This is a genomic window from Actinokineospora diospyrosa (genome assembly GCF_024171925.1).
Lineage (GTDB): Bacteria > Actinomycetota > Actinomycetes > Mycobacteriales > Pseudonocardiaceae > Actinokineospora > Actinokineospora diospyrosa.
Genome location: NZ_JAMTCO010000022.1, coordinates 44373 through 67507, shown reverse-complemented (window position 1 = coordinate 67507; position 23135 = coordinate 44373). Strand labels below are relative to the sequence as shown.

Sequence of the window (23135 nt, the reverse complement as noted above, 5' to 3'; positions counted from 1 at the left end):
TCGACTCGGATACGTGAGCAGCCTAACCCCGACGTGTGGCCGATCCCGGTGGCGGGTAGTCAGCGCGCATGAACCTCGACGGTCTGCGAGCCTTCCTCCTCGAACGCCTCACCGAGGACGAGCACCGAGCAGCCGCGGGTCGGATCCCCCAGCTCGACGAGGCCGAGCGGCTGGGCAGGCTGCGGGTACTGCGTACCGACGACGGCCGTGGCCTGCTGCTGGCGGCGGGGCCGGTGGACGGGGGCGAGCCGGTGCCGTTCGTCGAGAAAGCACCGCTACTGCGCGCGGAGATCGTTGTGGCCAACTCGGACACACTGCGCCTCTTGGCCACCGCTTATGACGCTCACCACGGTTGGCAAGAAGAGTGGCGGGCTAGCCCACCGGCGTAGTTTGGAGCCGGTGCGCCGTGATCCTCCACCCTGGACGCTCGCACTACGCGGTGCCCTAAGGGTCTATGTCGCATGGAGGTCGGCGCGATGACCGACGCGGTCGTGATCGGCAGCGGTCCGAACGGCTTGGTAGCAGCGAACATCTTGGCTGACGCAGGCTGGTCAGTGGTAGTGCTAGAGGCCGCTGCAGAACCAGGCGGGGCAGTGCGAACTGCCGAGTTGACCGTGCCGGGCTTCAAACACGACCTCTATAGCGCTTTCCACCCTCTAGCAGCCGCCTCACCCGCAATACAGAGGCTGGACCTAGGCCGATTCGGGCTGCGGTGGCGGCACGCACCGGGAGTGCTTGCGCATGTGCTGCCAGACGACCGCGCGGTACTCCTATCACGGGACGTGGAACAAACAGCGGAGTCAGTGGGCTCCTTCGCCGCGGGCGACGCTGCTGCGTGGCGAGCCGAGTACTCCCGGTACCGAGACGTTCGCGACGACGTGTTGCGAGCGCTGCTCGGCCCGTTCCCTCCAGTGCGAGCCGGGCTGGGCCTCTTGACGACACTCGGCGTAGGCGACGCACTACGGGCAGCCCGAGTCGCAATGATGCCCGTGCGCAGGTACGGCGAGGAGCGCTTCGCGGGCGAAGGCGCACGGATCTTGCTCGCGGGCAACGCGATGCACACCGACCTCGGCCCCACCCAGGCCGGAAGCGCCGTGTTCGGGTGGCTCCTGGCGATGCTCGGCCAGGACGTGGGCTTCCCGGCCCCCGAAGGCGGAGCGGGCTCCCTCACCGCGGCCCTCACCCGCCGCCTGGAATCCCTCGGCGGCCGAGTGGAGTGCTCGCGACGGGTGACCCGCGTACTAGTGGCGAACGGCAAGGCCATGGGGGTGGTCGCGGGCGGGGACCACATACGCGCCCACAAAGCCGTACTCGCAGATGTCCCCGCCCCCACGCTCTACCGAGACCTCCTAGAGCCACACCACCTCCCCTCCAGCCTCCGCTCCGACATCACCAAGTTCCACTGGGACGACGCCACCATCAAGATCGACTGGGCACTGTCCGGCCCCATCCCGTGGCGCGCCCCCGAGGCCGCCGCCGCCGGAACCATCCACTTGGGAGTCGACTCGGACGGACTCGTACAGGTGGACGCGGATCTTGCCCGCGGGCGGGTGCCAGAGCACCCGTTCCTGCTGTTGGGCCAGATGACCACCACCGACCCCAGCCGCTCCCCCACCGGAACCGAATCCGCATGGCTCTATAGCCACGTCCCGCGCGGTGGCGACTGGACGCGCGAACGGCTGCGCACGTGGGCGGAGGGGGTAGAGAGGATTGTCGCTAAGCACGCGCCCGGGTTCCAGGACTTGATCCTGGGAAGGCACGTGTCCGGGCCTACCGACTTGGAGAGGGGAAACTCCAGCTTGGTGGACGGGGCGATCAATTCGGGAACCGCCGGGATACACCAACAACTGGTGTTTCGCCCCACGCCGGGACTGGGACGAGCAGACACGGTGGTGGAGAGGCTGTTCTTGGCCGGGGCATCGGCGCACCCGGGGGGTGGTGTACACGGGGCGGCGGGGGCCAATGCAGCTCGAGCGGCGTTGGGAAGTTGGGGTTGGTACGGGGGCGTTTATAGGACGGCCATGCGGGGAGCACACCGGATGCTGCACCGGTAACTTCGCGGTGCGCTCGGGTTTGACTATCCACAACGTCTTCTGTTGTCCACAGGGCGTTGTTCGCCGCTCCCGTTGTGTCGGTGCTGCCCGGTAGGCTGCGCATTGGGGGCTTCTCGGATAGTTGATCTTGCGGGCGGTGTGGTCTGCGGTTGTTTGTCCACAACAGGTCTGACTGTCCACAGCCTGCTTCTCGCCTCTCCCGTTCTGTCGGCACCTCTCGGTAGGCTGTATATCGGGGGCTCTTGCGACGGATGATCTTGTCGGGCGCGCTCTGCGCTAGTTGTTTTTCCACAACGCCTTCTGCTGTCCACAGGGCGTTGGTTACTGCTCCCGGTGTGTCGGTGCGTTTCGGTAGGCTGTGTATTTGGGGGCTTTCGATCAGGTTGATCTTGGCGTAGGCCGTTGCTGGGGGTGCGGGGCAAGGGATGGGGTCGGCCTCGTCGCCTGGCGGCGAGCTCGGCGACCCGGGGATCGGACGCCTCGTTGCCTGGCGGCAACATCGGGCCCGATCCGCGACTTTTCGAGCTCTGCTCGATGCGGTGGACCTGTTTTGCGCGGGGCCCCTACGACACCCGACGCAGAACCGCAAAGCAGGGGCCCAAAAGACTGGCCCTGCCGCGCGGAAACGCTACGGCTGCCGTCCCCCCACACAAAACAGGTCCACCCCATCGAGCACCTGGCACCAGCGACTCCGACTGTCCAGGCGCTGGGAAAGTGGGCTGAGGCGGACCTGACGGGGGGCGGGTTGGCACCGCGGGGTCCGAGTGTCCAGGGGCTGGCACTGTGGGTTGGGGCGCCTGACGGGGGGGCGGGTTGGCACCGCGGGGTCCGAGTGTCCAGGGGCTGGCACTGCGAGCTGGGGCGAGCCTGACGGCAGCCGGGCTGGCACCAGCGGCTTCCCGTCCTGACGGAAGCTGGGCTGGGAGTGTCCACTGGCTGGGGAGCTGGGGCTGGTCGCATCGGCGGGGTGATGCAGAAAGGGTTCTGCGAGCGATGGCTGAGTTGGCGGTCGGGGGCGAGGGGCTGGGATCGCGGGCTCAGGTTTCGCGTGTTCAGTGGTCGGAGTAAAGGGGGCAGCACTTCGAGCAGCCCGCCAGGGGGACCGGTCGAAGTGGACGAACTCACGCTGAGCTGATGGTGTCACTCGGTCGTGTGGGGTCAGCGAGCGTTGGCGGGGTGGGCGGGTCATTATCGAGGGACTTGGGTTACCGAACGAGTGCGAGGAGTAGCGGATGGCCGTGTCCGATGTGGCCGCCGTCGATGTTGGGGCGGGGTTTTCCGATGCTTGGCGGATGGTGATCACCTTTGTGCCGAGGTTGGTCGGGTTCGTGCTCATCCTCGCGGTGGGCTACGTGGTCGCGCGGGTTGTCGCCAAGGCTGTGGCTCGGGTGTTGGGGCGGGTGGGGTTCGAGCGGGTCGTTGAGCGCGGGGGGATCCGCCAGGTGTTGGCCCGGTCCCGGTTCGAGGCGTCCGACATCATCGCCAAGTTGGTCTACTACGCGATCTTGCTGGTGACCTTGCAGATCGCTTTCGCGGTGTGGGGTACCAACCCGGTCTCGGCGCTGCTGAGCGATGTCGTCGCCTGGTTGCCGAGGGCGGCGGTGGCGGTGCTGATCGTGGTGGTCGCGGCGGCGATCGCGCGGGGGGTGCGGGACTTCATCACCGCGGTGCTCGGCGGGCTGTCCTACGGGCGGACCCTGGCCAACGCGGCGTCGATCTTCATCGTGGGGTTGGGGATCATCGCCGCGTTGAACCAGATCGGGGTGGCGACTACGGTCACCATGCCGGTGCTGATCACCGTGTTGGCGACCGCGGGCGGGATCGCGGTCGTCGGGGTCGGTGGTGGGTTGATCCGGCCCATGCAGCGGCGCTGGGAGGGCTGGCTGGACAAGGCCGAGCACGAGATCCCGAAGATGCGCGAGCACATGGAGGCCCACCCGGTGACCAGGGAACCGGCGCACGCCGGGGCACCGTCCCAGGCTTGGGAGAACATGGACCCGCGCCAGTTCCCGCCGATGCCCCCGCCCGGCGGCCCTTACGCGGGGCCGATGACGGGCAATACCGGGCAGATGCCGATGCCTATGCCACCGCCGCAGGGGTACCACCCTTACGGACAGATCCCGCCGTACGGACAAGCACCACCGAGTCGCTGATAGGCCAAGAGGGCGCCATCCACGGATGGCGCCCTCTTACATTCCCAACACCAACGGGTAGAAATCACCGACCGCCTCCAGGGTGGATGCCTAAGTCGGCAGCCTCACCGAGCGCGAGCCTGCACGTGTCACCGAACACCCCGCCCACAGCGAGTGGCACAAACGCCGATGGCCGGTGTCCTAGGACACCGGCCATCGAGTTAGATCAGTTCTAGACGCGGAAGCGGGTCACCGCGCTGTTGAGCTCGCCCGCCATGGTGGCGAGGGAGTCAGCGGTCTCGCGGGAAGCACCAACGGTGTCGCTGGTCGACGACGCCGCGTCCGCCACGTCGGTGACGGTCTGGGCGATGGCGTCGGCACCCGCGGCGGCCTCGGAGACGCTGCGGCTCATCTCGCTGGTGGTCGCGGTCTGCTCCTCCACCGCCGAGGCGATGGTGTTCTGGTAGTCGCTGATGCGGTGGATGATCTGCGAGATCCGCTCGATCGCGCCGACCGCCGAGGACGTCTCGCCCTGGATGGTCTGCACGCGGGTCGCGATGTTCTCGGTGGCGCGGGCGGTCTCCTGCGCCAGGTCCTTGACCTCGCTGGCGACGACGGCGAAGCCCTTGCCCGCGTCACCGGCCCGAGCAGCCTCGATGGTGGCGTTGAGCGCCAGCAGGTTGGTCTGCTCGGCGATCGAGGTGATCACCTTGACGATGTTGCCGATCTCGGTGGACGACTCGCCCAGCTTGCCGACGATCTCGGTGGTCTCCTGCGCCGAGGCGACCGCGTCCGAGGCGACCCGGGCCGCGTCGGAGGCGTTGGAGGCGATCTCGCGGATGGAGGCACCCATCTCCTCCGAGGCGGTGGCCAGGGTCTGCACGTGCAGCGAGACGTCCTGGGCGGCCTGGCGGACCGCGCCGGCGCGCTCGGCGGTCTGCGCGGCACCGTGGGCGAGGATGTCGCTCGCGGTGGCCATGTCGCGCGAGGAACCGGTCAGCGCGGCGGCGTTGGTGTTGATGGTGCGCACGGTGTCGAGCATGCTGTCGGTCGCCCGGTTGAGGGCGGACGCCATCTGGCCGACCTCGTCGGTGCTGGACACGTCGGCCCGGCGGGTGAGGTCACCGTCGGCGACGGCCTCGAGCACGGAGGTGACCCGGCGCAGCGGGCCGGTGACGGCGGCGGCGACCCGCCAGGCCAGCAGCAGGCCAAGCAGCAGGCCGATGCCCGCGCCACCGAGGATGAGCGCGTTGGTGCGGCTACCGGTGTCGGCGACCTCGGCTGCGGCGTTGGCGGCGGCGTTGGCCTGCGAGGTGGTGAGGGCGTCGAACTGCTTGTCCAGGGTGGTGGTCAGCTCGTCGGCCTTGTTGTACCCGTCCCAGAACGCGTCCAGGTTGTTGGTGTCGGCGGCGGGCAGGATCTCCTGGTCGCGGACACTGAGGTAGGACTTCCAGGTGTTCTGGAGGGCGGTGAGGGTCGCGGGGTCGGCGGTCTCGCCCGCGTAGGTCTTGAAGGAGGCCGCGATCTGCGCGTCGAGCGCCTGCATCGACTCCTTGTTCTTCGGCCGCCACTCGGCGTCGGACATGTAGTAGTTGAGCATGAAGTTGCGGTCGGTGAGGATGTCCGCCCGCACCTTGGCCAGGGTCTGCGTGGCGTGCACACCGCGGTCGTACACCGCGCGCGCACCGTCGGTGAGTTGCCCCGACCCGTTCAGGCTGATGCCTACGACGGTCACGAAGGCCACCATGACCACCGCCACCGCACTGAAGATCTTCGCGGCGACTGGGAGATTGTCGAACCGTCCCAGCACACCGCCACGCCGCCCTGCCGCCATCAGCCGACCCTTCGTTGGTTGCTTCCTGGCGAGTTATCGGCCGGGGCCAGGCAGACCTGAGTGGCGGTGTTGGCGGTAGCGGTCGGGGTGCGGTTCGGTTGCGGCGGTAGCCCTGCCTAGGGCAGGTCTGCCAAGGTGTCGAGGATCTGCTGCCCATACCTTTCGAGCTTGGTCTCGCCGATACCGGTAATGCCTTCCAGGTCGGACAACTGTCGCGGCCTTATAGCCGCGATCTGGCGCAGTGTCGCGTCGTGGAAGATGACGTAGGCAGGGACACCTTGTTCCTTCGCCGAAGCCCCTCGCCACGCGCGCAGTGCCTCGAACACCGGCGCCGCCTCGGGCGACATCTCCACCGCGGGCGCCTTCGACGGGCGGGAGTAAGAGGCGCGGGCAACCTTCTCTGGTTCGCGCCGCATCATCACCTTGCGGCCCTTGAACAGGACCTCGTCGCTGCCACCGGTCAGCGACAGGGTGCCGTACTCGCCGCCAACGTCCAGCAGGCCCTGCGCCAGCAACTGCCGGACGACCCCGCGCCAGGCGCCTTCCTTCAGCTCGGTTCCCTTGCCGTACACCGACAGTTGGTCATGCCGGTGCTGGGTGACCTTCTCGGTTTGCTTGCCGAGCAGGATGTCGACCACCTGACCGGCGCCGAAGTGCTGGTTGCGCTCCTTGTCCAGCCGGTACACCGTGGACAGCAGCTTCTGCGCGGCGACGGTGCCGTCCCACGACTCCGGCGGGGTGATGCAGGTGTCGCAGTTGCCGCACGCCTCGCCGGTCTGGCCGAAGTAGTTGAGCAGCTGCACCCGCCTGCACTCGACCGTCTCGCACAGCGCGAGCATCGCGTCGAGGTGCAGGTTGAGCTTGCGGCGGTGCGCGGTGTCGCCCTCGGAGTTCTCGATCAGCTTGCGTTGCGAGATCACGTCGGTGAGGCCGTAGGCGAGCCAGGCGGTGGACGGCTGGCCATCGCGGCCCGCGCGGCCGGTCTCCTGGTAGTAGCCCTCGACGGACTTGGGTAGGTCGAGGTGGGCCACGAAGCGCACGTCGGGCTTGTCGATGCCCATGCCGAAAGCGATGGTGGCCACGACGATCAGCCCGTCCTCGCGCAGGAACCGCGACTGGTTGGTCGTCCGGGTGCGCGCGTCCAGCCCCGCGTGGTAGGGCACGGCGGCGATCCCGTTGTCGCACAGGAACTGCGCGGTCTTCTCCACCGTCGCGCGCGAGAGGCAGTAGACGATCCCGGTCTCGCCCGCGTGCTCGGTGCGGATCAGGTCGAGCAGCTGCTTGGTGGGGCTGGCCTTGGGCACGATCCGGTACTGGATGTTGGGCCGGTCGAAGCTGGCGACGAAGTGCTTGGCCCCGCCCAGGTTCAGCCGCTGCGCGATCTCGGTGTGCGTCGCCTTGGTGGCGGTCGCGGTCAGCGCGATGCGCGGCACGTCCGGCCACCGCTCGTGCAGTTCGGACAGGCCCAGGTAGTCCGGCCGGAAGTCGTGGCCCCACTGGGACACGCAGTGCGCCTCGTCGATGGCGAACAGGGCGACCTTGCCCCGGTCCAGCAGGTGGACCGTGGAGTCCAGCCGCAACCGCTCCGGGGCCAGGTACAGCAGGTCGAGCTCGCCGTCGAGGAAGGCCGTCTCCACCTCGCGGCGGCTGTTCGAGTCCTGGGTCGAGTTGAGGAACCCGGCCCGCACGCCCAGGTTGCGCAGCGCGTCCACCTGGTCCTGCATGAGCGCGATCAGCGGCGAGACGACCACACCGACACCGGGCCGCACCAGCGCCGGGATCTGGTAGCACAGCGACTTGCCGCCGCCGGTCGGCATCAGCACCAGCGCGTCGCCGCCGTCGGCGACGTGGGTGATGATGTCCTCCTGCTCGCCGCGGAAGGAGTCGTAGCCGAACACCCGGCGCAGCACCTCGGTCACCGCGTCGCGCGTGGCCGAACTCGGGACGGGCTCGGGGCTGGTTTCGAGCGGGGCACCGGACACGGCTGCGATAGTACGGGCTCGACGGATTTCGCCGCGGCTCGGTGCGGGCGGCCTGTGCACAACTACCCTGGCGCCATGACGTCGACCTGGAGCCGGAGCCGATGAGCAACACCGAGGCGGCGCCCGCGACGCTGTCGTGCAGGCCGGATCCGGCCGGTCCCGGGGTCGAGGTGCTGACCGCGCGGGAGGTCCCGCTGGGCGGTCCGCGCGCGATGCGGGTCCGGCGCACCCTGCCGCAGCGACACCGGTCCCTGATCGGCGCGTGGTGCTTCGTCGACCACTACGGCCCGGACCGGGTCGCCGAAGCCGGTGGGATGGACGTCGCGCCGCACCCGCACACCGGGTTGCAGACGGTGAGCTGGTTGTTCTCCGGGGAGATAGAGCACCGCGACAGCCTCGGCACGCATGGGTTGGTCCGACCCGGCGAGGTCAACTTGATGACCGGCGGCGCGGGGATCTGCCACTCGGAGGTCTCCACGGCGGCCACCGAGATCCTGCACGGCGTGCAGCTGTGGGTAGCGCTACCGGACGAGCACCGGCACGCCCCGCGTGCGTTCGAGCACTACGCGCCGGAGCCGGTAGAGCTAGAGGGTGCGGTCGCGCGGGTGTTCCTTGGGGCGCTAGCGGGTAGCAAATCTCCCGTAGTCACGTTCACGCCGTTGCTTGGCGCGGAACTAGTGGTGGAGCCGCATTCCAGGGTGACGCTAGAGGTTGATCCGACCTTTGAGCACGGTGTTCTGCTTGATACCGGGCGCATCTGTGTGGGGGGATCCCCGCTTGGGCTCGCCGACCTCGGCTACCTCGGGGTGGGGCGGACGCAGTTGGAACTGACCAACCTCGGTGATGAGCCTTCCCGAGTCTTGCTGCTGGGTGGGCCGCCGTTCGGTGAGCCGATTCTGATGTGGTGGAACTTCGTGGCCCGCTCCCACGAGGAGATCGTCGCCTATCGGGACGCGTGGCAGAGCGAGTCGGAGCAGTTCGGCCGCGTAGAGGGCTATACCGGGAGCCCGGCGAGGTTACCTGCGCCGCCCTTGCCTCCTGTCACCATCAAGCCCCGGCGTAACCCTTAGCTGGCAAGGAAAGCCAGCACGGCCTCGTTCCATTGCTGAGGGTGTGTCACGTGCGCGGCGTGGGGGCCGCTGGGGATGGTGACCGTGGGCGCGCTGATCTGGCGCGTTGGCGCTACCGCGTCGCTGTCGCCGACTACGACAAGAGCGGGCACATCAGGAACCGCCAAGTCGACGGTCGGATCCGCCCATGCGTCGATCGCGGCGAGGGTGCCGCGCGCTGATGAGCCTGCCGCCGAGTGGAGGAGGTGGCTTCGTGTTGCCTCATCCAGGACGATCTCGCCGTTGACGCTGAAGAACCGCGTTAGGACGTCGTCGAGCATGGCGACCCGGTGCCATCTACCCGCTGCCTGGAGGTCTCGGCCCAGTTCGACCGCGCCCGCTAGCGGGCCGCCCAGCACCAGCCCGCGCACCCGGTCCGTTCCACGCGTGGCGAGGTAACCGGTGGCCTCGACCGCGCCGGAGGAGAATCCGACCAGCACGGCCGACCGCAGGTCCAGGTGCTCGATCAGCCCCGCGAGGTCCGCGACCAGGGTCGCCGCGTCGTAGCCGGTCCAGGCGCGGGTCGAGCGGCCGAACCCGCGCCGGTCGTAGCCGACCACCCGGTGGCCCGCCTCGGCGAACGCGCCGACCTGGCACTCCCAGGAGTCCAGGGTCAGCGGCCAGCCCGGCACCAGGACCACCGGCGGTCCCGCTCCGACATCCTCGTAGTACAGGTCGACGTCCGGTCCGACGCGCAACTGCGGCACAGCACACCCCTTCACCCCGGTCCACAGCGTGGAACTCCGGGGACGGCTGGGAATCGGTCAGATGACCGCACTTACGTGAATATCGTTCAGTAGCCCGTACGTAGGGCAGAGTGGGCGCGTGACCGTGATCGGCCGTGCGGCGGAGTTGGCGGCGCTGCGGCGCACCATCGACCGCGATCCGGCCGTGGAGCCGAACCTGGTGCTCCACGGCGACCCAGGGGTCGGCAAGACGGTACTGCTCAGGGCCGGGATCGAGTACGCGGTCGAACGCGGGATGCGGGTGCTGGGCGGGTCGGGGTACGAGAGCGAGGCCCAGCTCGCTTTCGCCGGGTTGCACCAACTGTTCGCGCCGGTTCTGTCGTATTTCGACCGCGTAGAGCCGTATCACCGTGAAGTGCTGCGCCGGGTTCTTGGCTTTGAAGCAGGTCCCGTGCCGGATCGGCTAGCCGTCTCGGTGGCGTCTCTAGCGGTGTTGGCAGAGGTCGCGAAGGATGGCCCTGTCTTGGTCGCGGTAGAGGATGCCCACTGGGTGGACCGGCCGACCCGTGAAGTCATGATGTTCCTGCTGCTGCGACTAGGCCCTTATGACTTAAGAGCCATCTTCGCGCGAAGACCACTGCTGAGTAGCGAGCGGGTTACGCCGGGCATCCACATGCACGAGGTCGACCCCCTGGACGATGCCGCCGCTGCCGCGTTTCTCGCGCAACTGCACCCCGGCCTACCTGAGCGTGCCCGGGATCGTGTCCTTCGCTACGCGGCCGGGAACCCGCTAGCTCTGGTAGAGCTGCCGACCGTCCTCGGCACAGATGCCGCTACCGGGCTTGAGCTGCTTCCGGCCGGGGCGTCGACCAGGACGAAGCTGGAGGCGACCTACGCCGGTCGGGTGCGCGAGTTGGACACCGACGTGCGGCGGACGTTGCTGCTCACCGCGCTCGACGGCGACCGGCTGGAGAACCGCGCGCACCCGACCTCGCTGTCCCCGCCGCTGTTGGCCGAGCTGGAGCGACTCGGCCTGGTCACCCGCGACTCCACCCCTTCCGGCCTGCGGTTCCGCCACCCGCTGGTGCGCTCGGCGATCATCGACTCGGCGGCGCCGGACGAGCTGCGCGCGGCCAACGCCGAGCTCGCCGAGCTGTACCGGGACACCCCGCAGCGGCGCGTTTGGCACCTGGCCGAGGCCGCCGTCGAGGCTGACGAGGATGTCGCCGCCGAGATCGAGCGAACCGCGCTCGCGGCGAGCCTGCGCGGCGGCAGCGGCCTGGCCGTCCCCGCCCTGCGCCGGGCGGCCGCGTTGAGCCCGGACCCGGCTGACGCGGCGCGCAGGCTGCACCGGGGCGCCGAGCTGGCGGGTGAGTCCGGGCAGCTGCACTTGGCGCAGAAACTGCTCGACGAGGCCCGCGACCGGCTCGACGATCCCGCACACGGCCTGGTCACGCGCGCCAGGATCGTCCTGCTGCGCGACGGTGACCTCTCCGCCGCACGGCGCCTGCTAGAGCACACTCCGCTAACCGACCGCGTCTTACACGTGTGGATGGTTGTAGCCACCTATGCCCAAGAGCCTGACGATTGGGTAAGGCTGAAGGCTGGCCTTACCAACGCGTCTGAGCACACCAGGCTTGTCTATGGCGTGCTCTCCGGCACTGTTGACAACGCCTATAGGCGGCTGCGTGAGGCGTTCGACCTCCTGCCTGCCTCTGTTTCACCGGGGCGAGTGGTCGAACTGTGCATGCTCGCGGCCTGGCTGGACTGCTTACATGAGCACCGCGCACGGGTGCGGGAGCTGATCGACCGGGAAAGCGGTACCGGCGCCGTTACGCATGCCGCAGCCGGGTACTGGCTCGCCGCGCATGACCACTTCCTCGCCGGTTCGTGGGAAGCCGCCGAGACCGCAGCTGAGGCTGGCCTTGATCTGTGCGTGCGGCATGACCTGGAGCTGATCGCGAACGACTTGCGGTGCACGCTGGGCTGGCTGGCAGCTAGTAGAGGCGACGTCGACACTGCTCGTGAATACAGCCACACCGTCGAACGCTGGGCAGAACCACGCGGCAGTGCTCTGCATCTAGCCCTCTCCGCTCGCAACAGTGCCGCTGCCTCCTTAGCTGATGGCGACTATGAGACCGCTTACGTCACCTTGGCCGGGATCGCTAAGAACGGTGACTACTCCCCTTGGCTCCTCCTCGACCTAGTGGAGTCTGCGATCCGGACCCGTCGGGTTCAGGAGGCATTGGCTTGTGTTGAGGCTGCCGAGTGCGCAGGGCTCGCCGAGCGGTCACCTCGCGTCCGCCTACATGTGTTTGCCGCCAAGGCATTGAGCACGCCGGATGACGACAACGCCGTCGGCCTGTTCCGCGCCGCGTTAGCCCTACCGCTCGTGGAACAGTGGCCCTTCGACCATGCCCGCGTTCGACTGGCGCTCGGTGAGCTCCACCGCCGTAGACACCGTCCCGGCGAAGCCCGGCCCGAGCTACGTCGTGCCGTGGACTTGTTCCGCCGTGTCGGTGCCACTACCTGGCAACGGAGGGCTGAGCAGGAACTACGGGCCACTGGCTTGGCCGTCAACACTGAACCCGATACGGCAGCGCTAACAGCGCAGCAACTGGAAGTGGCCAAACTCGCGGCTTCGGGCTTAAGTAACAAGGAGATCGGCGAACGCCTGTTCCTCTCGCCGCGCACCGTCAGCGCACACCTCTACCGTGTATTCCCCAAACTGGGAATCACGTCGCGCTCCGCCTTACGCGACGCGTTGGCGCGGCTGTAGGTCACACGATGAGGGCGATAGAGTCGTGTGACTGATGCGAGGACCCCTCACTCTTGGCCAGGCTTTGGCCATGACCAACGCACACGACACCGAGCAGGTCGAGCGGGCCAACGCCACCGGCCGCACCCCCGTCGTCTTCGTCCACGGCCTGTGGCTGCTGCCCAGCAGTTGGGACCGGTGGGCGGAGGTGTTCGAGGCAGCCGGGTACGCCGCGGTGACCGCGTCGTGGCCCGACGACCCGGAGACCGTCGCCGAGGCCAACGCCAACCCGGAGGTGTTCGCCAACAAGACGGTCGGTCAGATCGCCGACCACGTGGGCGCGCTCGTCGAGCGGCTGGAGCGCAAGCCCGTGATCATCGGCCACTCCTTCGGCGGCCTGATCACCCAGATCCTGGCGGGCCGCGGCCTGTCGGTCACCTCGGTGGCCATCGACCCGGCCCCGTTCCGCGGTGTGCTGCCGCTGCCGATCTCGGCGCTGCGGGCGTCCGCGCCGGTGCTGAGCAACCCGGCCAACCGGCACCGCGCGGTCCCGCTGACCTTCGACCAGTTCCGCTTCGCCTTCGCCAACGCCGTCGCCGAGGACGAGGCGAAGCACCTGTTCGAGACCTACGCGGTGCCCGCGCCCGGCGCGCCGCTGTTCCAGGCGGCCACGGCGAACCTCAACCCGTGGACCGAGGCCAAGGTCGACAACGAGAACCCGGACCGCGGGCCGCTGCTGATCATCTCCGGCGAGAAGGACAACACGGTGCCCTGGGCGATGGCCAACGCCGAGTACAAGCGCCAGCGCCACAACTCCGGCATCACCGAGATCGTCGAGATCCCCAACCGCGGCCACTCGCTGATCATCGACAGCGGCTGGCGCGAGGTCGCCGACACCGCGCTCGAGTTCGTCCGCCGGTTCACCCCGGGAGCCGAGTCATGAGCGTCTTCACCACCACCGATGGCACCGACCTGTTCTACAAGGACCTCGGCAGCGGCCAACCAGTCGTCTTCAGCCACGGCTGGCCCCTCAACGCCGACGCCTGGGACAGGCAGACCCGCCTGGTCGCCAACAACGGATACCGCGCCATCGCCCACGACCGCCGAGGCCACGGCCGCTCCACCCAAACCTGGCACGGCAACGACATGAACACCTACGCGGACGACCTCGCCCAATTGATCGAGTCCCTCGACCTCCGCGACGCAGTCCTAGTAGGCCACTCCACCGGCGGCGGCGAGGTAGCCCGCTACCTGGGCCGCCACGGCACCGACCGGGTCGCCAAGGTGCTCTTGCTCGGCGCGGTCCCGCCGCAGATGGTGCCCGGGGTGCCTATAGAGGTGTTCGACGGGATTCGGGCTGGGGTGGAGAACGACCGATCACAGTTCTATTGGGACTTGAGCGCGCCCTTCTACGGCTTCAACCGCCCAGGTGCTGTTGAGTCCGAGGGCGTCCGACGCGCGTTCTGGCTGTGGAGCCTGCAGGCCGGTTTGCACCAGGCATACGAGTGCGTAAAGCAGTTCTCCGAAACCGACTTCACCGAAGACCTCAAGACCATCACCATCCCCACCCTCATAGCCCACGGCGACGACGACCAAATCGTCCCCATCACCGTCTCCGCCCACCGCACCGCCGCACTGATCCCCAACGCCACACTGAAGGTCTACCCAGGCGCCCCCCACGGCCTATACGGCGCCCACGAACAAGAGTTCAACGCCGACCTACTCGCCTTCCTGAAGTCGTAGGGACGCCCACCTAGCCAGCCACCCGACTGTATGAACCTGCGGTGCCATCTCCACTTCCGTCAGGTCCGCCCGGCCAGCCCCTGGACACTCGGACCCGGCGGTGCCATCCCGCCTGCCGTCAGGTCCGCCCCAGCCCACCTGCTCAGCCCGTGGACAGTCGGACCCGGCGGTACCAAACCAGCCCGCTCTCGGCTGCCCTGCCAACCCAGCACCTGGACAGTCGGACTCGCTGGTGCCAACTGCTCGATGGGGTGGACCTGTTTTGTGTGGGGGGACGACACCCGTAGCGTTTCCACGCGGCAGGGCCAGTCTTTTCGGCCCCTGCTTTGCGGTCCTGCCACGGGTGTCGTAGGGGCCCCGCACAAAACAGGTCCACCCCATCGAGCAAAGCTCGAAATCGCGGATCGGGCCCGAGGTTGCCGCCAGGCAACGAGGCGTCCGAACCGGGTCGCGATGCCGCAGGCGAGCCGACCCGAAGGCACCGAATCCCTTGCGACGCACTCCCAACCACGGCCTACCTCAAGATCAACCTGATCGAAAGCCCCCAAATACACAGCTTACCGCGCACCACCGACACAACGGGAGCAGCGAACAGCGCCCTGTGGACAACAGAAGACGTTGTGGACAAACAACTAGCGCAGAACGCGCCCAACAAGATCATCCGCCACAAGAGCCCCCGATACACAGCCTACCGATCAGCACCGACAGAACGGGAGCATCGACCAGCAGCCTGTGGACAACAAGACACGTTGTGGACAAACACAACCGTGGTCACTCAAGGCTCGGCAACAGCGCCCTCACACCAAATCCGGCGCAGACAACCGAAACGCCCGTACCGCGTCCTCGAACCCGTTCCCCTCATGCGCGCGCACCAACGCAGCAGCAACGTCCCGTAGCTTCCGGTTGCTCACCTGCGAAGCCCCCGTCAACGCCTCGAACGCCGCGTCCACGCCGTAGCCGAAGTGGTGCATCAACAACCCTTGCGCTTGCCCGATCGTCGTCCGCGCGGACAGCGCCGTTCGGAGTTGCTCGACCAAGCGGGAACTGTCGTCGTACAGGCTTACGTTGTCGAAGACCACGCCCGCGTTCAGCGTCAGCAGCATCACCAGGTCGAACGACAGGTCGTCGAAGGTGTTGGCTTCGCGGGTGAACAAGCTGAGGGCCGCCTGACCGCGTTCGGCCGTTGGCACGGGCAATGAGAGGCAGCCGCGCATGTTCGCCAGTAGGAGTTGACTGGAGAAGGTTGGCCAGCGCTTGTCTGCGGCGGCGTCGTCCAAGCGGCGGGGTTCGTGGTGGGTGAGGGTTTCGGTGACGGGGCCCGGTTGGAGGAGATCCAGGGGGTGCGCGCCTATGGTTTCCAGGTCGCCGCGGTGGGTTCGGACGGTGAGGGCGGCGTGGGCGCAGCCGGGGACGGTGCTCTTGGCCCGGGAGGTGAAGCGGTCCAGGGCGGAGGCGATGTCGTCGCCCGCCACCAGCCTGGTCATCTCGGCCAATTCCTGGGCCAGGGTGACCACACCGCTCATGCCAACCAGCCGGGGGTCGGGGCGTCGTGCTGTTCGCACCACTCGATGGAGCCGACCGTCCACAGCAGGGCCAGCACCAGGATGTCCACCGGGTCGAACCGGGGGTCGTCGTGCATGGCGAGGTCCAGTTGCAGGTCCAGGTCCTGCGGGCTGCTGTTGAGCTGCGCCAGCAGGGCCCGCACCAGCGCGCGCACCGGCGGGTCCAGGGTGTCCACGTCCACCGGGCCGCCGCTGTCGTCGCGCAGGTCGAGCACGAACGCCTTGTCCGGGCCGGTCGACTCGGCGCGGCACAACATCATGTCGGCGGTGGCGATCACCAGTTCGCGCAGCACCGCGGCGAGGCGGTCGCGGTGGTCGTCACCGGCGAGCACGTCCAGCGCGCCGGAACGGGTGCTCGGGTCCAGTTCGCCGCCGCGGGTCACGGCGACGAGCCTGCGGGCCACGCCGCGGGGATGCTCGGTCATCTCCACTGCCCTCCTGGTCGCGGTTCGGGCTGTCCTGCCGAGGACTTACCCGGTCCGCCCCGGGATCAAGCGCCCGAAGACCGGGTGAAATGTGCGCGGACGACGGTTCCGTCCCCCGCCGAGTGAATGGTGACCAGGTCGGCGAGGGTCTGCACCAGCAACAACCCCCGACCGTGGGCCTGGTCGATGGGGGCCGGGCGCAGGCCTGCGAGGGGGTCGGCGAGCTTGCCGCCGTCGCGGACCTGGAACACCAGCTCCCCGTCTGCGGACCACACGCTCAGGGTGGCTTCGCCGCCGCCGTGCTCGATGCTGTTGGTGACCAGTTCGGTGACCACCAGCGCCGCGTCACCGACCCGTTGCTCGGCCAGGCCGTGCGCGCGGGCCCGGGCGGACACCAGCGCCCTGGCCGCGCCCAACTCGCCGATGCCGACCAGCAGGCTCTCCGCCCGCACCGGCTCGATCAAGGGCGCGCCGTGGCTCGCGAGCGCGGCCTCGGGGGCGTAGTCGGTGCTGGCCCGGTAGCCGCCGCGGTCGAGGACGCCGGGGTGGGTGGCCAGCGCGTCGGCGAGCACGGAGTCGTCGAGGGCGGCCGCGTCGTAGGGGCACAGCAGGCGCAACTCGCGGCCGTCGAGCAGCCGGTTGGCCAGTGCCTCGTGCCGCACGCAGGACGCGTACTGCGCCCAGGGCCGCTTGGGCCAGACGACCTCGGTGACCACGCGGGCGGCCCGGTCGAGCACCGGGTGCAGCACGGCGGGCACGATCCGACCCGGGTTGCCCCCGACCTCGGCCATGTCCAACCAGCGGACGTCGGCGGCGAAGCCTTCGGCGGCGGACTCCTCGCGCAGCATCGCCAGGTTCGCTGCGGGTGCGGCGACGATCACCGCGTCCCCGGCGGCCACCCCCGCGCGCACGAACGGCAGCACGGCGGCCAAGTACTCCACGGCGCCGCGGTAGAGCAGGGCGGTGTGCGCGGCGCCGATGGCCACGGGGTCCGCCCCCAGGCCCGTAACGCCATCCACCGTCGGGCCCCTTCCCACGTTCGTCACCACACGCCTGCGCCGTCGTCCGGCACCGCGGTCGACCCGGTGGGTCAGTCTGGTGGTCATCAATCTACGCGTGCCGGGGTCGCCCGGCTTAACGCCCGACTTCGCCATCGGCGCACCCGCCGGTCTGCGGCTACTGTCGTGGACCGACACGGAGCAGGAGGGGCGGGGAAGTGGTCGAGCGGGCGGGTGGGCTGCGCGAGCTGATGACCGCGGTGGACTGGGCCACGACGCCACTGGGACCGCGGTCGGGGTGGGACCCGCAGCTGCGCGCGGTGGTGCGCACCATGTTGTCCTCCAGCCAGCAGATGGTGACCTTCTGGGGTCCGCGGCGGGTCGCGCTCTACAACGACGCCTACGCCCCGACCATCGGCGACAAGCACCCGCGCGCGCTGGGCAGACCGGCGCGGGAGAACTGGGGCGAGCTGTGGGAGGTGCTCGACCCGCTGCTGGAGCGGGTGGTGCGCACCGGGGAGTCGTTCTGGGCCAAGGACCACCCGTTCCCCATCGCCCGGCGCGGGTTCCTCGAGCAGACCTACTTCGACCTGTCCTACGACCCGGTGGTGCTGGACTCCGGGGCGGTCGGCGGCGTGCTGTGCCTGGTGACCGAGACGACCGGGCGGGTGCTCGGCGAGCGCCGGATGCGCACGTTGGGCGAGCTGGGTACGGCGCTGGCGGGGCTGACCGAGGTCGAGCGGATCGGCGAGGTGGCGGCGCGGGTGCTGGCGGGCAACCGCGACGACCTGCCCGAGGTGTCGATCCGGATGCTGGGCCACGACGGCGGGGACCCGGCGCTGCGTGCGGTCGCCGACACCGGTGCCGCCGCTTGGCTGGAGCCGGGGGTGCTGACGCTTCCGCTGCTGTCGGCCAGTTCCGCCGCCGGGGTGATGGTGGTGCGGGTCAACCCGATGCTGGAGGTCAACGGCGCCTACCGGGACTTCCTGGACCTGGTGGCGGCGACCACGTCCGCGGTGCTCGCCAGCGCGGTGGCCCAGGAGCAGGAGCGGCTGCGGGCCGAGGCGCTCGCGGAGCTGGACCGGGCGCGGACCGAGCTGTTCGCCAACATCAGCCACGAGTTGCGCACCCCGCTGACGCTGATCGCCGGACCCGCCGAGGACGCGCTGGCCGATGTGGACGACCCGCCGCGACCCCGGCAGCGCGACCGGCTGGAACTGATCCGCCGCAACGCCGCCCGGTTGCGCCGGATGGTCGACAACATCCTGGACTTCACCCGCATCGAGAGCGGCGCGTTGCGCGCGGAACGGGTCGGCACCGACCTGAGCGCGTTCACCACGGCGATCGCGCGCTCCTTCGAGCCCGCGGTGCGGCGCGCCGGTCTGCGCCTGCGGCTGGATTGCCCGCCGCTGGCCAGCGAGGTCCACCTGGACCGCGAGATGTGGCAGCGGATCCTGCTCAACCTGCTGTCGAACGCGGTGAAGTTCACCTTGTCCGGCCAGATCACCGTGGCGGTCTGCCCGGCGCCGGACGGGCGGGTCGAGATCTCGGTGTCCGACACCGGCCTCGGCATCCCCGCCGACCAATTACCACTGGTGTTCCGCCGGTTCCACCGCGTGCGCGGCGCGGGCGGGCGCAGCCAGGAGGGCACCGGCATCGGCTTGGCCCTGGTGCGGCAACTGGTCACCCTGCACGACGGCGCGATCACCGTGCGCAGCACCCCCGGCGCGGGCACGACCTTCACCGTCACCCTCCCCCACGGCACGGGTACCCCCGGCGACGACCACCCCGCCCCCGAGTCCACTGTGGATTCTTACCTCGAAGACACCTATCTCGACGAGGCGTACGGCTGGACCGACCGCGCCGAGATCGACCCCGACCCCACCGGGCGCGTGCCAGCGGGTCGAACCGCGGGGGCGACCGTGCTGGTGGTGGAGGACAACGCCGACCTGCGCGGGTTCCTGGCCCGGCTGCTCGGCGCGCACTGGGCCGTCGTCGTGGCGGCCAACGGCGAACAGGCCCTCGCCGCGGTCCGCGAGCGGCGGCCGGACCTGGTGCTCAGCGATGTCGCGATGCCCGGCCTGGACGGGTTCGGGCTGCTCGCCGCGCTGCGCGGTGACCCGGCGACCGAGCAGATCCCGGTCATCCTGCTCTCCGCGCGCGCAGGCGAGGAGGCCGCGATCGAGGGCCTCACCGCGGGTGCCGACGACTACCTGGTCAAACCGTTCTCCTCACCGGAACTGCTCGCCCGGGTCCGCTCGACGCTGGAATTGGCCATGGCGCGCACCCAGCAGGCGGCGTGGCGGGCGGCGCTGGTCGACGCCCTCGACGACGGGTTCTTCACCGTCGACGCGGACGGCACGGTGCTCGAGATGAACGCCGCGTGCGGGACCATCCTCGGCTGGGGCGCCGAGGGACTGCCCTACCGGCCGCCGTACCCGTGGTGGTCGACCGACCCGGGGGCGCGCGCCACCCGGGACCGGCTGCTGGCGGAGACGCTGGCAGGCGACGGCGGCCGCTACGTGCAGCCCGCGCGCCGCCCCGACGGCACCGAGATCTGGATCGCGCTGGCGATGAACCGGGTGCCCGGCCCCGCGGGCGACGGGCGGGTCTACGTGGGCACGGTCCGCGAGGTCACCGAGGACGTGCGCGCCGCGGAACGCGACCAGGCGCAGGCCGGGCTCGCCACCGCGCTGGCCGACGCGACCGGGGTGGGGCAGGTGCTCGACGTGGCGGGCCGCCTGCTGGGGTCGGCCTGGCAGGCCGGTCCCGCGGTGGTCGTCGGCTGGCCGCGGGACCCGTTGGGCACCGACGCGCCCGAGGTGCTCGGCGACGAGCGGTCCACGACCTGGGCCGCGCTGCCCGAGCCGGTGCGCTCCGCGCTGGAACGCGCCCGTGCCAGCAGGTTGGCGCAGGTCGTCACCGACGAGCACGGGGCAGCCACCGGGATCGCGGGGCCGCTGGACACCTCCGCGCCGCCGACCGCGGTGTGGCTGGCCTTCCCCGGGCCGCGGCCGCTGCCGGAGGTGGACCGCTACCTGTTCGGCGCGCTGTGCGGGCAGCTCGGCGTGGCGTTGAGCCGGGCCCGCTCCTACGACGCGCTGCGCACCGTCGCCGAGACCCTGCAGCGCTCCATCCTGGGCCCGACGAACCTGCCCGACGGGTTCGCCGTCCGCTACGAACCCGCGGTCAGCCCGCTGGAGGTCGGCGGCGACTGGTACGACGTGGTGACCCTCGACGAGCACCGGGTCGCCGTGGTGGTGGGCGACTGCGTGGGCCGCGGCCTGGCCGCGGCGTCGGTGATGGGTCAGCTGCGCAGCGCCTGCCGCGCCCTGCTGCTGCGCGCGATCGGCCCCGCGGACATGTTGACCGCGCTGGACGACTTCGCCGAACTGCTACCCGGCGCGATCTGCACGACCCTGTTCTGCGCGGTCATCGACGACCGCGGCGGCGAACTGGTCTACAGCAGCGCGGGCCACCCGCCCGCGATCATCATGGACACCGGCGGCCGTGCGACGGTGCTGGACCAGGGCACCTCGGTGCCCTTGGCGGTGCCGAGCCCGACACCGCGCAGGCAGGCGCGGACCCGGCTGGAACCGGGCAGCACCGTGCTCCTCTACACCGACGGCCTGGTCGAACGACGCGGGGAGACCCTGGACGACGGGATGGCGCGGGCCGAGCAGGCACTGCGGATCGCCCGGGACCTGGCACCCAGCGACATCGCCGACAAACTGCTGGTCGAACTCCTCCCCACCGGCGGCCACGACGACGACGTCGCGGTCCTGCTTTACCGACACCCCAGCTGAACCGCGATCCCTAGCGCCCGGACCACCACCCGCGACCGCCGCTTGATCAGCCTCCCCCAGGCCGACCGCACGGTTTACCCGCCAACTCGACTACACGCGCGACCCACATGTGTCCGCCAGTAAGACCGTGTCGTAGCCCGCGAGCGCGACTGGATCACTTGTCCGCGAGCGCGACTGGATCACTTGTCCGCGAGCGCGGCTGGATCACTTGTCCGCGAGCGCGTCCTCGACCGAGCCGTGGACCTCGAGCACGTTGTCCAGCGAGCTGACCTGGATGGCGCGCAGCACGGCGCCGCCGTCGGTGAGGATTCGTAGAGGGCGGGCCGCGTCGCGGCAGCGGGTGTGGTACTCGACCAGTAGGGCGAGGCCTGCGGAGGCGAGGAAGCCGACCCTGGTCAGGTCGAGCAGCACGGGCGTGTCGCCCGCGCCCCGGGTGACCGCGGCCTCCAGGTGGTCGCGCAGCACCGGCGCGGTGCCCATGTCGATCTCGCCGCGGACGTGCAGCAGCACGGCGTCGTCGCGGTCGGCGAACTCGGCGGTCAGCAGGTCCGACGTACTCATGGCAGCCCTTCCGGGGTTGGACACGACAGCAGGGCGGCTGGCTGCTCAACCGCCTCGGCGACCAGCCTAGTAGGTTCTGCTCCGTCGGATCGAGCCGTCCCAGCCCGAGCGGGAAGCCGGGCCCCCACCGGCGGCGCCGCACCGGCGGCGTCGCGGCAGGTGACCCCGAGGAGCAGCAGGTGAGCGACCCCACCGCAGACCAGGTGGCCGATGTCGAACTGCGGTTGCGCGCGGACCTGGCGAACCTGCCGATCGTGCGCGCGGTCGCCGCGGCGGTGGCGATGGGCGCGGACTTCACCGTCGACGAGATCGACGACCTGCGGTTGGCGGTGGACGAGGCCTGTTCGCAGCTGATCGTGCTCGCCGCGCCGGGCGCGGAGCTGGACTGCCGGTTCAGCCGCGAGCCTGCCGGGGTGCGGTTCAGCGCGAGCACCCGCTCGCACGCGGGCACCGCCCCCGCGACCGACACCTTCGGCTGGCACGTGCTGCGCACGCTGGCCGACTCGGTGGAGACCGGCCTCGGTGAGGGTGTCCGGCCACCGGTGCACATCACCGTGCGCAAGCTGCGCCAGGGCTGAGCCCGGAGACGCTCATCTCCCCCACCCCGGGCCGGGTTGGTGGGAAGATCGACCGCGTGGGCACCCTCCTGGCGATCAGCGACCTGCACATCTCGTACGCGGAGAACCGCGAGATCGTGCGCGAACTGCACCCCGAGTCCGCCGACGACTGGCTGATCGTCGCTGGCGACGTGGCCGAGCAGGTCGCCGACGTGCGGTGGGCGCTGGAACTGCTGGCGGGCCGCTTCGCCAAGGTGGTGTGGACGCCGGGCAACCACGAGCTGTGGACGATGCCCGCCGACGCCGTGCAGGCCCGCGGTGTCGAGCGGTACGAGGCGTTCGTGGCCATGTGCCGCGAGATCGGGGTGCTCACCCCGGAGGACGAGTACCCGCTGTGGGCGGGCGAGGACGGCCCGGTGCGGGTCGCGCCGCTGTTCCTCGGCTACGACTACACGTTCCGACCGGAGGGCGCGGACGACAAGGCGGCGGCGCTGAAGATCGCGCACGCCAGCGGTGTCGTCTGCACCGACGAGTACTACCTGCACCCGGACCCGTACCCCAGCCGCGACGACTGGTGCCGCGCCAGGGTCGCCGAGACCGAGGCCCGGTTGACCGCTGCCGCCGACCCGGCCACGCCGTTCGTGCTGATCAACCACTACCCGCTGGTGCGCGAGCCCACCCGGGTGCTGCGCTACCCCGAGTTCGCCCAGTGGTGCGGCACCGAGCTGACCGCGGACTGGCACACCCGCTTCCCCACCGCGGTGATGGTCTACGGCCACCTGCACATCCCGCGGATCACGCACTACGACGGGGTGCGGTTCCAGGAGGTGTCGCTGGGCTACCCGAGGGAGTGGCGCAGGCACGGGCACCCGCACGGGTTGCTCCGAAAGGTCCTGAGCGCGCACGAGCGCGTCTAGGGCCGAACGTT

Annotated in this window: 17 protein-coding genes; 10 read left to right on the top strand and 7 right to left on the bottom strand. The window is 69.8% G+C overall.

Annotation, left to right across the window (positions count from 1 at the left end; all coding sequences use genetic code 11):
• Positions 1-68: 68 nt before the first annotated feature.
• The 3 genes from LV75_RS33675 to LV75_RS33665 all read left to right on the top strand — a co-directional run bounded on the left by LV75_RS33675 (position 69) and on the right by LV75_RS33665 (position 4207).
• Positions 69-389 (top strand): DUF6221 family protein, encoded by a 321-nt coding sequence (locus LV75_RS33675; protein WP_253891588.1) that lies wholly within the window; start codon positions 69-71, stop codon positions 387-389.
• Between the two features lie 72 nt (positions 390-461).
• The gene (locus LV75_RS33670) at positions 462-2054 is read left to right on the top strand and encodes a phytoene desaturase family protein (protein WP_253891587.1); all 1593 of its coding nucleotides are present in this window, start codon (positions 462-464) and stop codon (positions 2052-2054) included.
• Between the two features lie 1232 nt (positions 2055-3286).
• Entirely contained in the window at positions 3287-4207 is a 921-nt protein-coding gene (locus LV75_RS33665) for a mechanosensitive ion channel family protein (RefSeq protein ID WP_253891586.1), read from the top strand.
• A 211-nt stretch (positions 4208-4418) separates the two neighbouring features.
• Here the strand turns inward: LV75_RS33665 and LV75_RS33660 are convergent, their stop codons facing one another.
• Together LV75_RS33660 and recQ are read right to left on the bottom strand one after the other, a co-directional pair.
• The gene (locus tag LV75_RS33660) at positions 4419-6020 is read right to left on the bottom strand and encodes a methyl-accepting chemotaxis protein (protein ID WP_253891585.1); all 1602 of its coding nucleotides are present in this window, start codon (positions 6018-6020) and stop codon (positions 4419-4421) included.
• Between the two features lie 116 nt (positions 6021-6136).
• Positions 6137-7939, bottom strand: coding sequence for a DNA helicase RecQ (gene recQ / locus LV75_RS33655; RefSeq protein WP_372504297.1), 1803 nt, complete (start codon positions 7937-7939; stop codon positions 6137-6139).
• A gap of 164 nt (positions 7940-8103) precedes the next feature.
• Here recQ and LV75_RS33650 point away from each other — a divergent pair, with 164 nt between their 5' ends.
• Complete coding sequence (locus LV75_RS33650; RefSeq protein ID WP_253891583.1) at positions 8104-9072, top strand: pirin family protein; 969 nt, start codon at positions 8104-8106, stop codon at positions 9070-9072.
• On the opposite strand, the gene LV75_RS33645 is transcribed toward LV75_RS33650, so the two are convergent.
• Positions 9069-9818 (bottom strand): alpha/beta fold hydrolase, encoded by a 750-nt coding sequence (locus LV75_RS33645; RefSeq protein WP_253891582.1) that lies wholly within the window; start codon positions 9816-9818, stop codon positions 9069-9071. The genes LV75_RS33650 and LV75_RS33645 overlap by 4 nt on opposite strands.
• 118 nt (positions 9819-9936) lie before the next feature.
• On the opposite strand from LV75_RS33645, the gene LV75_RS35740 reads away from it, so the two are divergent.
• The 3 genes from LV75_RS35740 (at position 9937) to LV75_RS33630 (ending at position 14298) form a co-directional block, all read left to right on the top strand.
• Positions 9937-12576, top strand: a complete 2640-nt coding sequence (locus tag LV75_RS35740) for an AAA family ATPase (protein ID WP_253891581.1) — start codon at positions 9937-9939, stop codon at positions 12574-12576.
• Positions 12577-12646: 70 nt separating this feature from the next.
• Complete coding sequence (locus LV75_RS33635; RefSeq protein WP_253891580.1) at positions 12647-13498, top strand: alpha/beta hydrolase; 852 nt, start codon at positions 12647-12649, stop codon at positions 13496-13498.
• The gene (locus LV75_RS33630; protein WP_253891579.1) at positions 13495-14298 is read left to right on the top strand and encodes an alpha/beta fold hydrolase; all 804 of its coding nucleotides are present in this window, start codon (positions 13495-13497) and stop codon (positions 14296-14298) included. Before LV75_RS33635 ends, LV75_RS33630 begins: the two co-directional genes overlap by 4 nt.
• A 797-nt stretch (positions 14299-15095) precedes the next feature.
• Here the strand turns inward: LV75_RS33630 and LV75_RS33625 are convergent.
• The 3 genes from LV75_RS33625 to LV75_RS33615 all read right to left on the bottom strand — a co-directional run bounded on the left by LV75_RS33625 (position 15096) and on the right by LV75_RS33615 (position 17304).
• Positions 15096-15821 (bottom strand): GAF and ANTAR domain-containing protein, encoded by a 726-nt coding sequence (locus tag LV75_RS33625; RefSeq protein WP_253891578.1) that lies wholly within the window; start codon positions 15819-15821, stop codon positions 15096-15098.
• Entirely contained in the window at positions 15818-16285 is a 468-nt protein-coding gene (locus tag LV75_RS33620; protein WP_253891577.1) for a hypothetical protein, read from the bottom strand. Before LV75_RS33620 ends, LV75_RS33625 begins: the two co-directional genes overlap by 4 nt.
• A gap of 65 nt (positions 16286-16350) precedes the next feature.
• Positions 16351-17304 carry an anti-sigma factor RsbA family regulatory protein gene (locus tag LV75_RS33615; RefSeq protein WP_253891576.1) on the bottom strand — a complete coding sequence of 318 codons (954 nt, stop codon included), beginning with the start codon at positions 17302-17304 and terminating at the stop codon, positions 16351-16353.
• Between the two features lie 197 nt (positions 17305-17501).
• Here LV75_RS33615 and LV75_RS35285 point away from each other — a divergent pair, with 197 nt between their 5' ends.
• Entirely contained in the window at positions 17502-21089 is a 3588-nt protein-coding gene (locus tag LV75_RS35285) for a SpoIIE family protein phosphatase (RefSeq protein WP_308211085.1), read from the top strand.
• Between the two features lie 204 nt (positions 21090-21293).
• On the opposite strand, the gene LV75_RS33595 is transcribed toward LV75_RS35285, so the two are convergent.
• Positions 21294-21650: an STAS domain-containing protein gene (locus LV75_RS33595; protein WP_253891575.1), complete on the bottom strand. Its 357-nt coding sequence runs from the start codon at positions 21648-21650 to the stop codon at positions 21294-21296.
• Positions 21651-21829: 179 nt separating this feature from the next.
• Here LV75_RS33595 and LV75_RS33590 point away from each other — a divergent pair, with 179 nt between their 5' ends.
• Together LV75_RS33590 and LV75_RS33585 are read left to right on the top strand one after the other, a co-directional pair.
• Complete coding sequence (locus tag LV75_RS33590; protein ID WP_253891574.1) at positions 21830-22228, top strand: ATP-binding protein; 399 nt, start codon at positions 21830-21832, stop codon at positions 22226-22228.
• 47 nt (positions 22229-22275) lie between these two features.
• Positions 22276-23124: a metallophosphoesterase family protein gene (locus LV75_RS33585; RefSeq protein WP_372504296.1), complete on the top strand. Its 849-nt coding sequence runs from the start codon at positions 22276-22278 to the stop codon at positions 23122-23124.
• Positions 23125-23135: the final 11 nt, after the last annotated feature.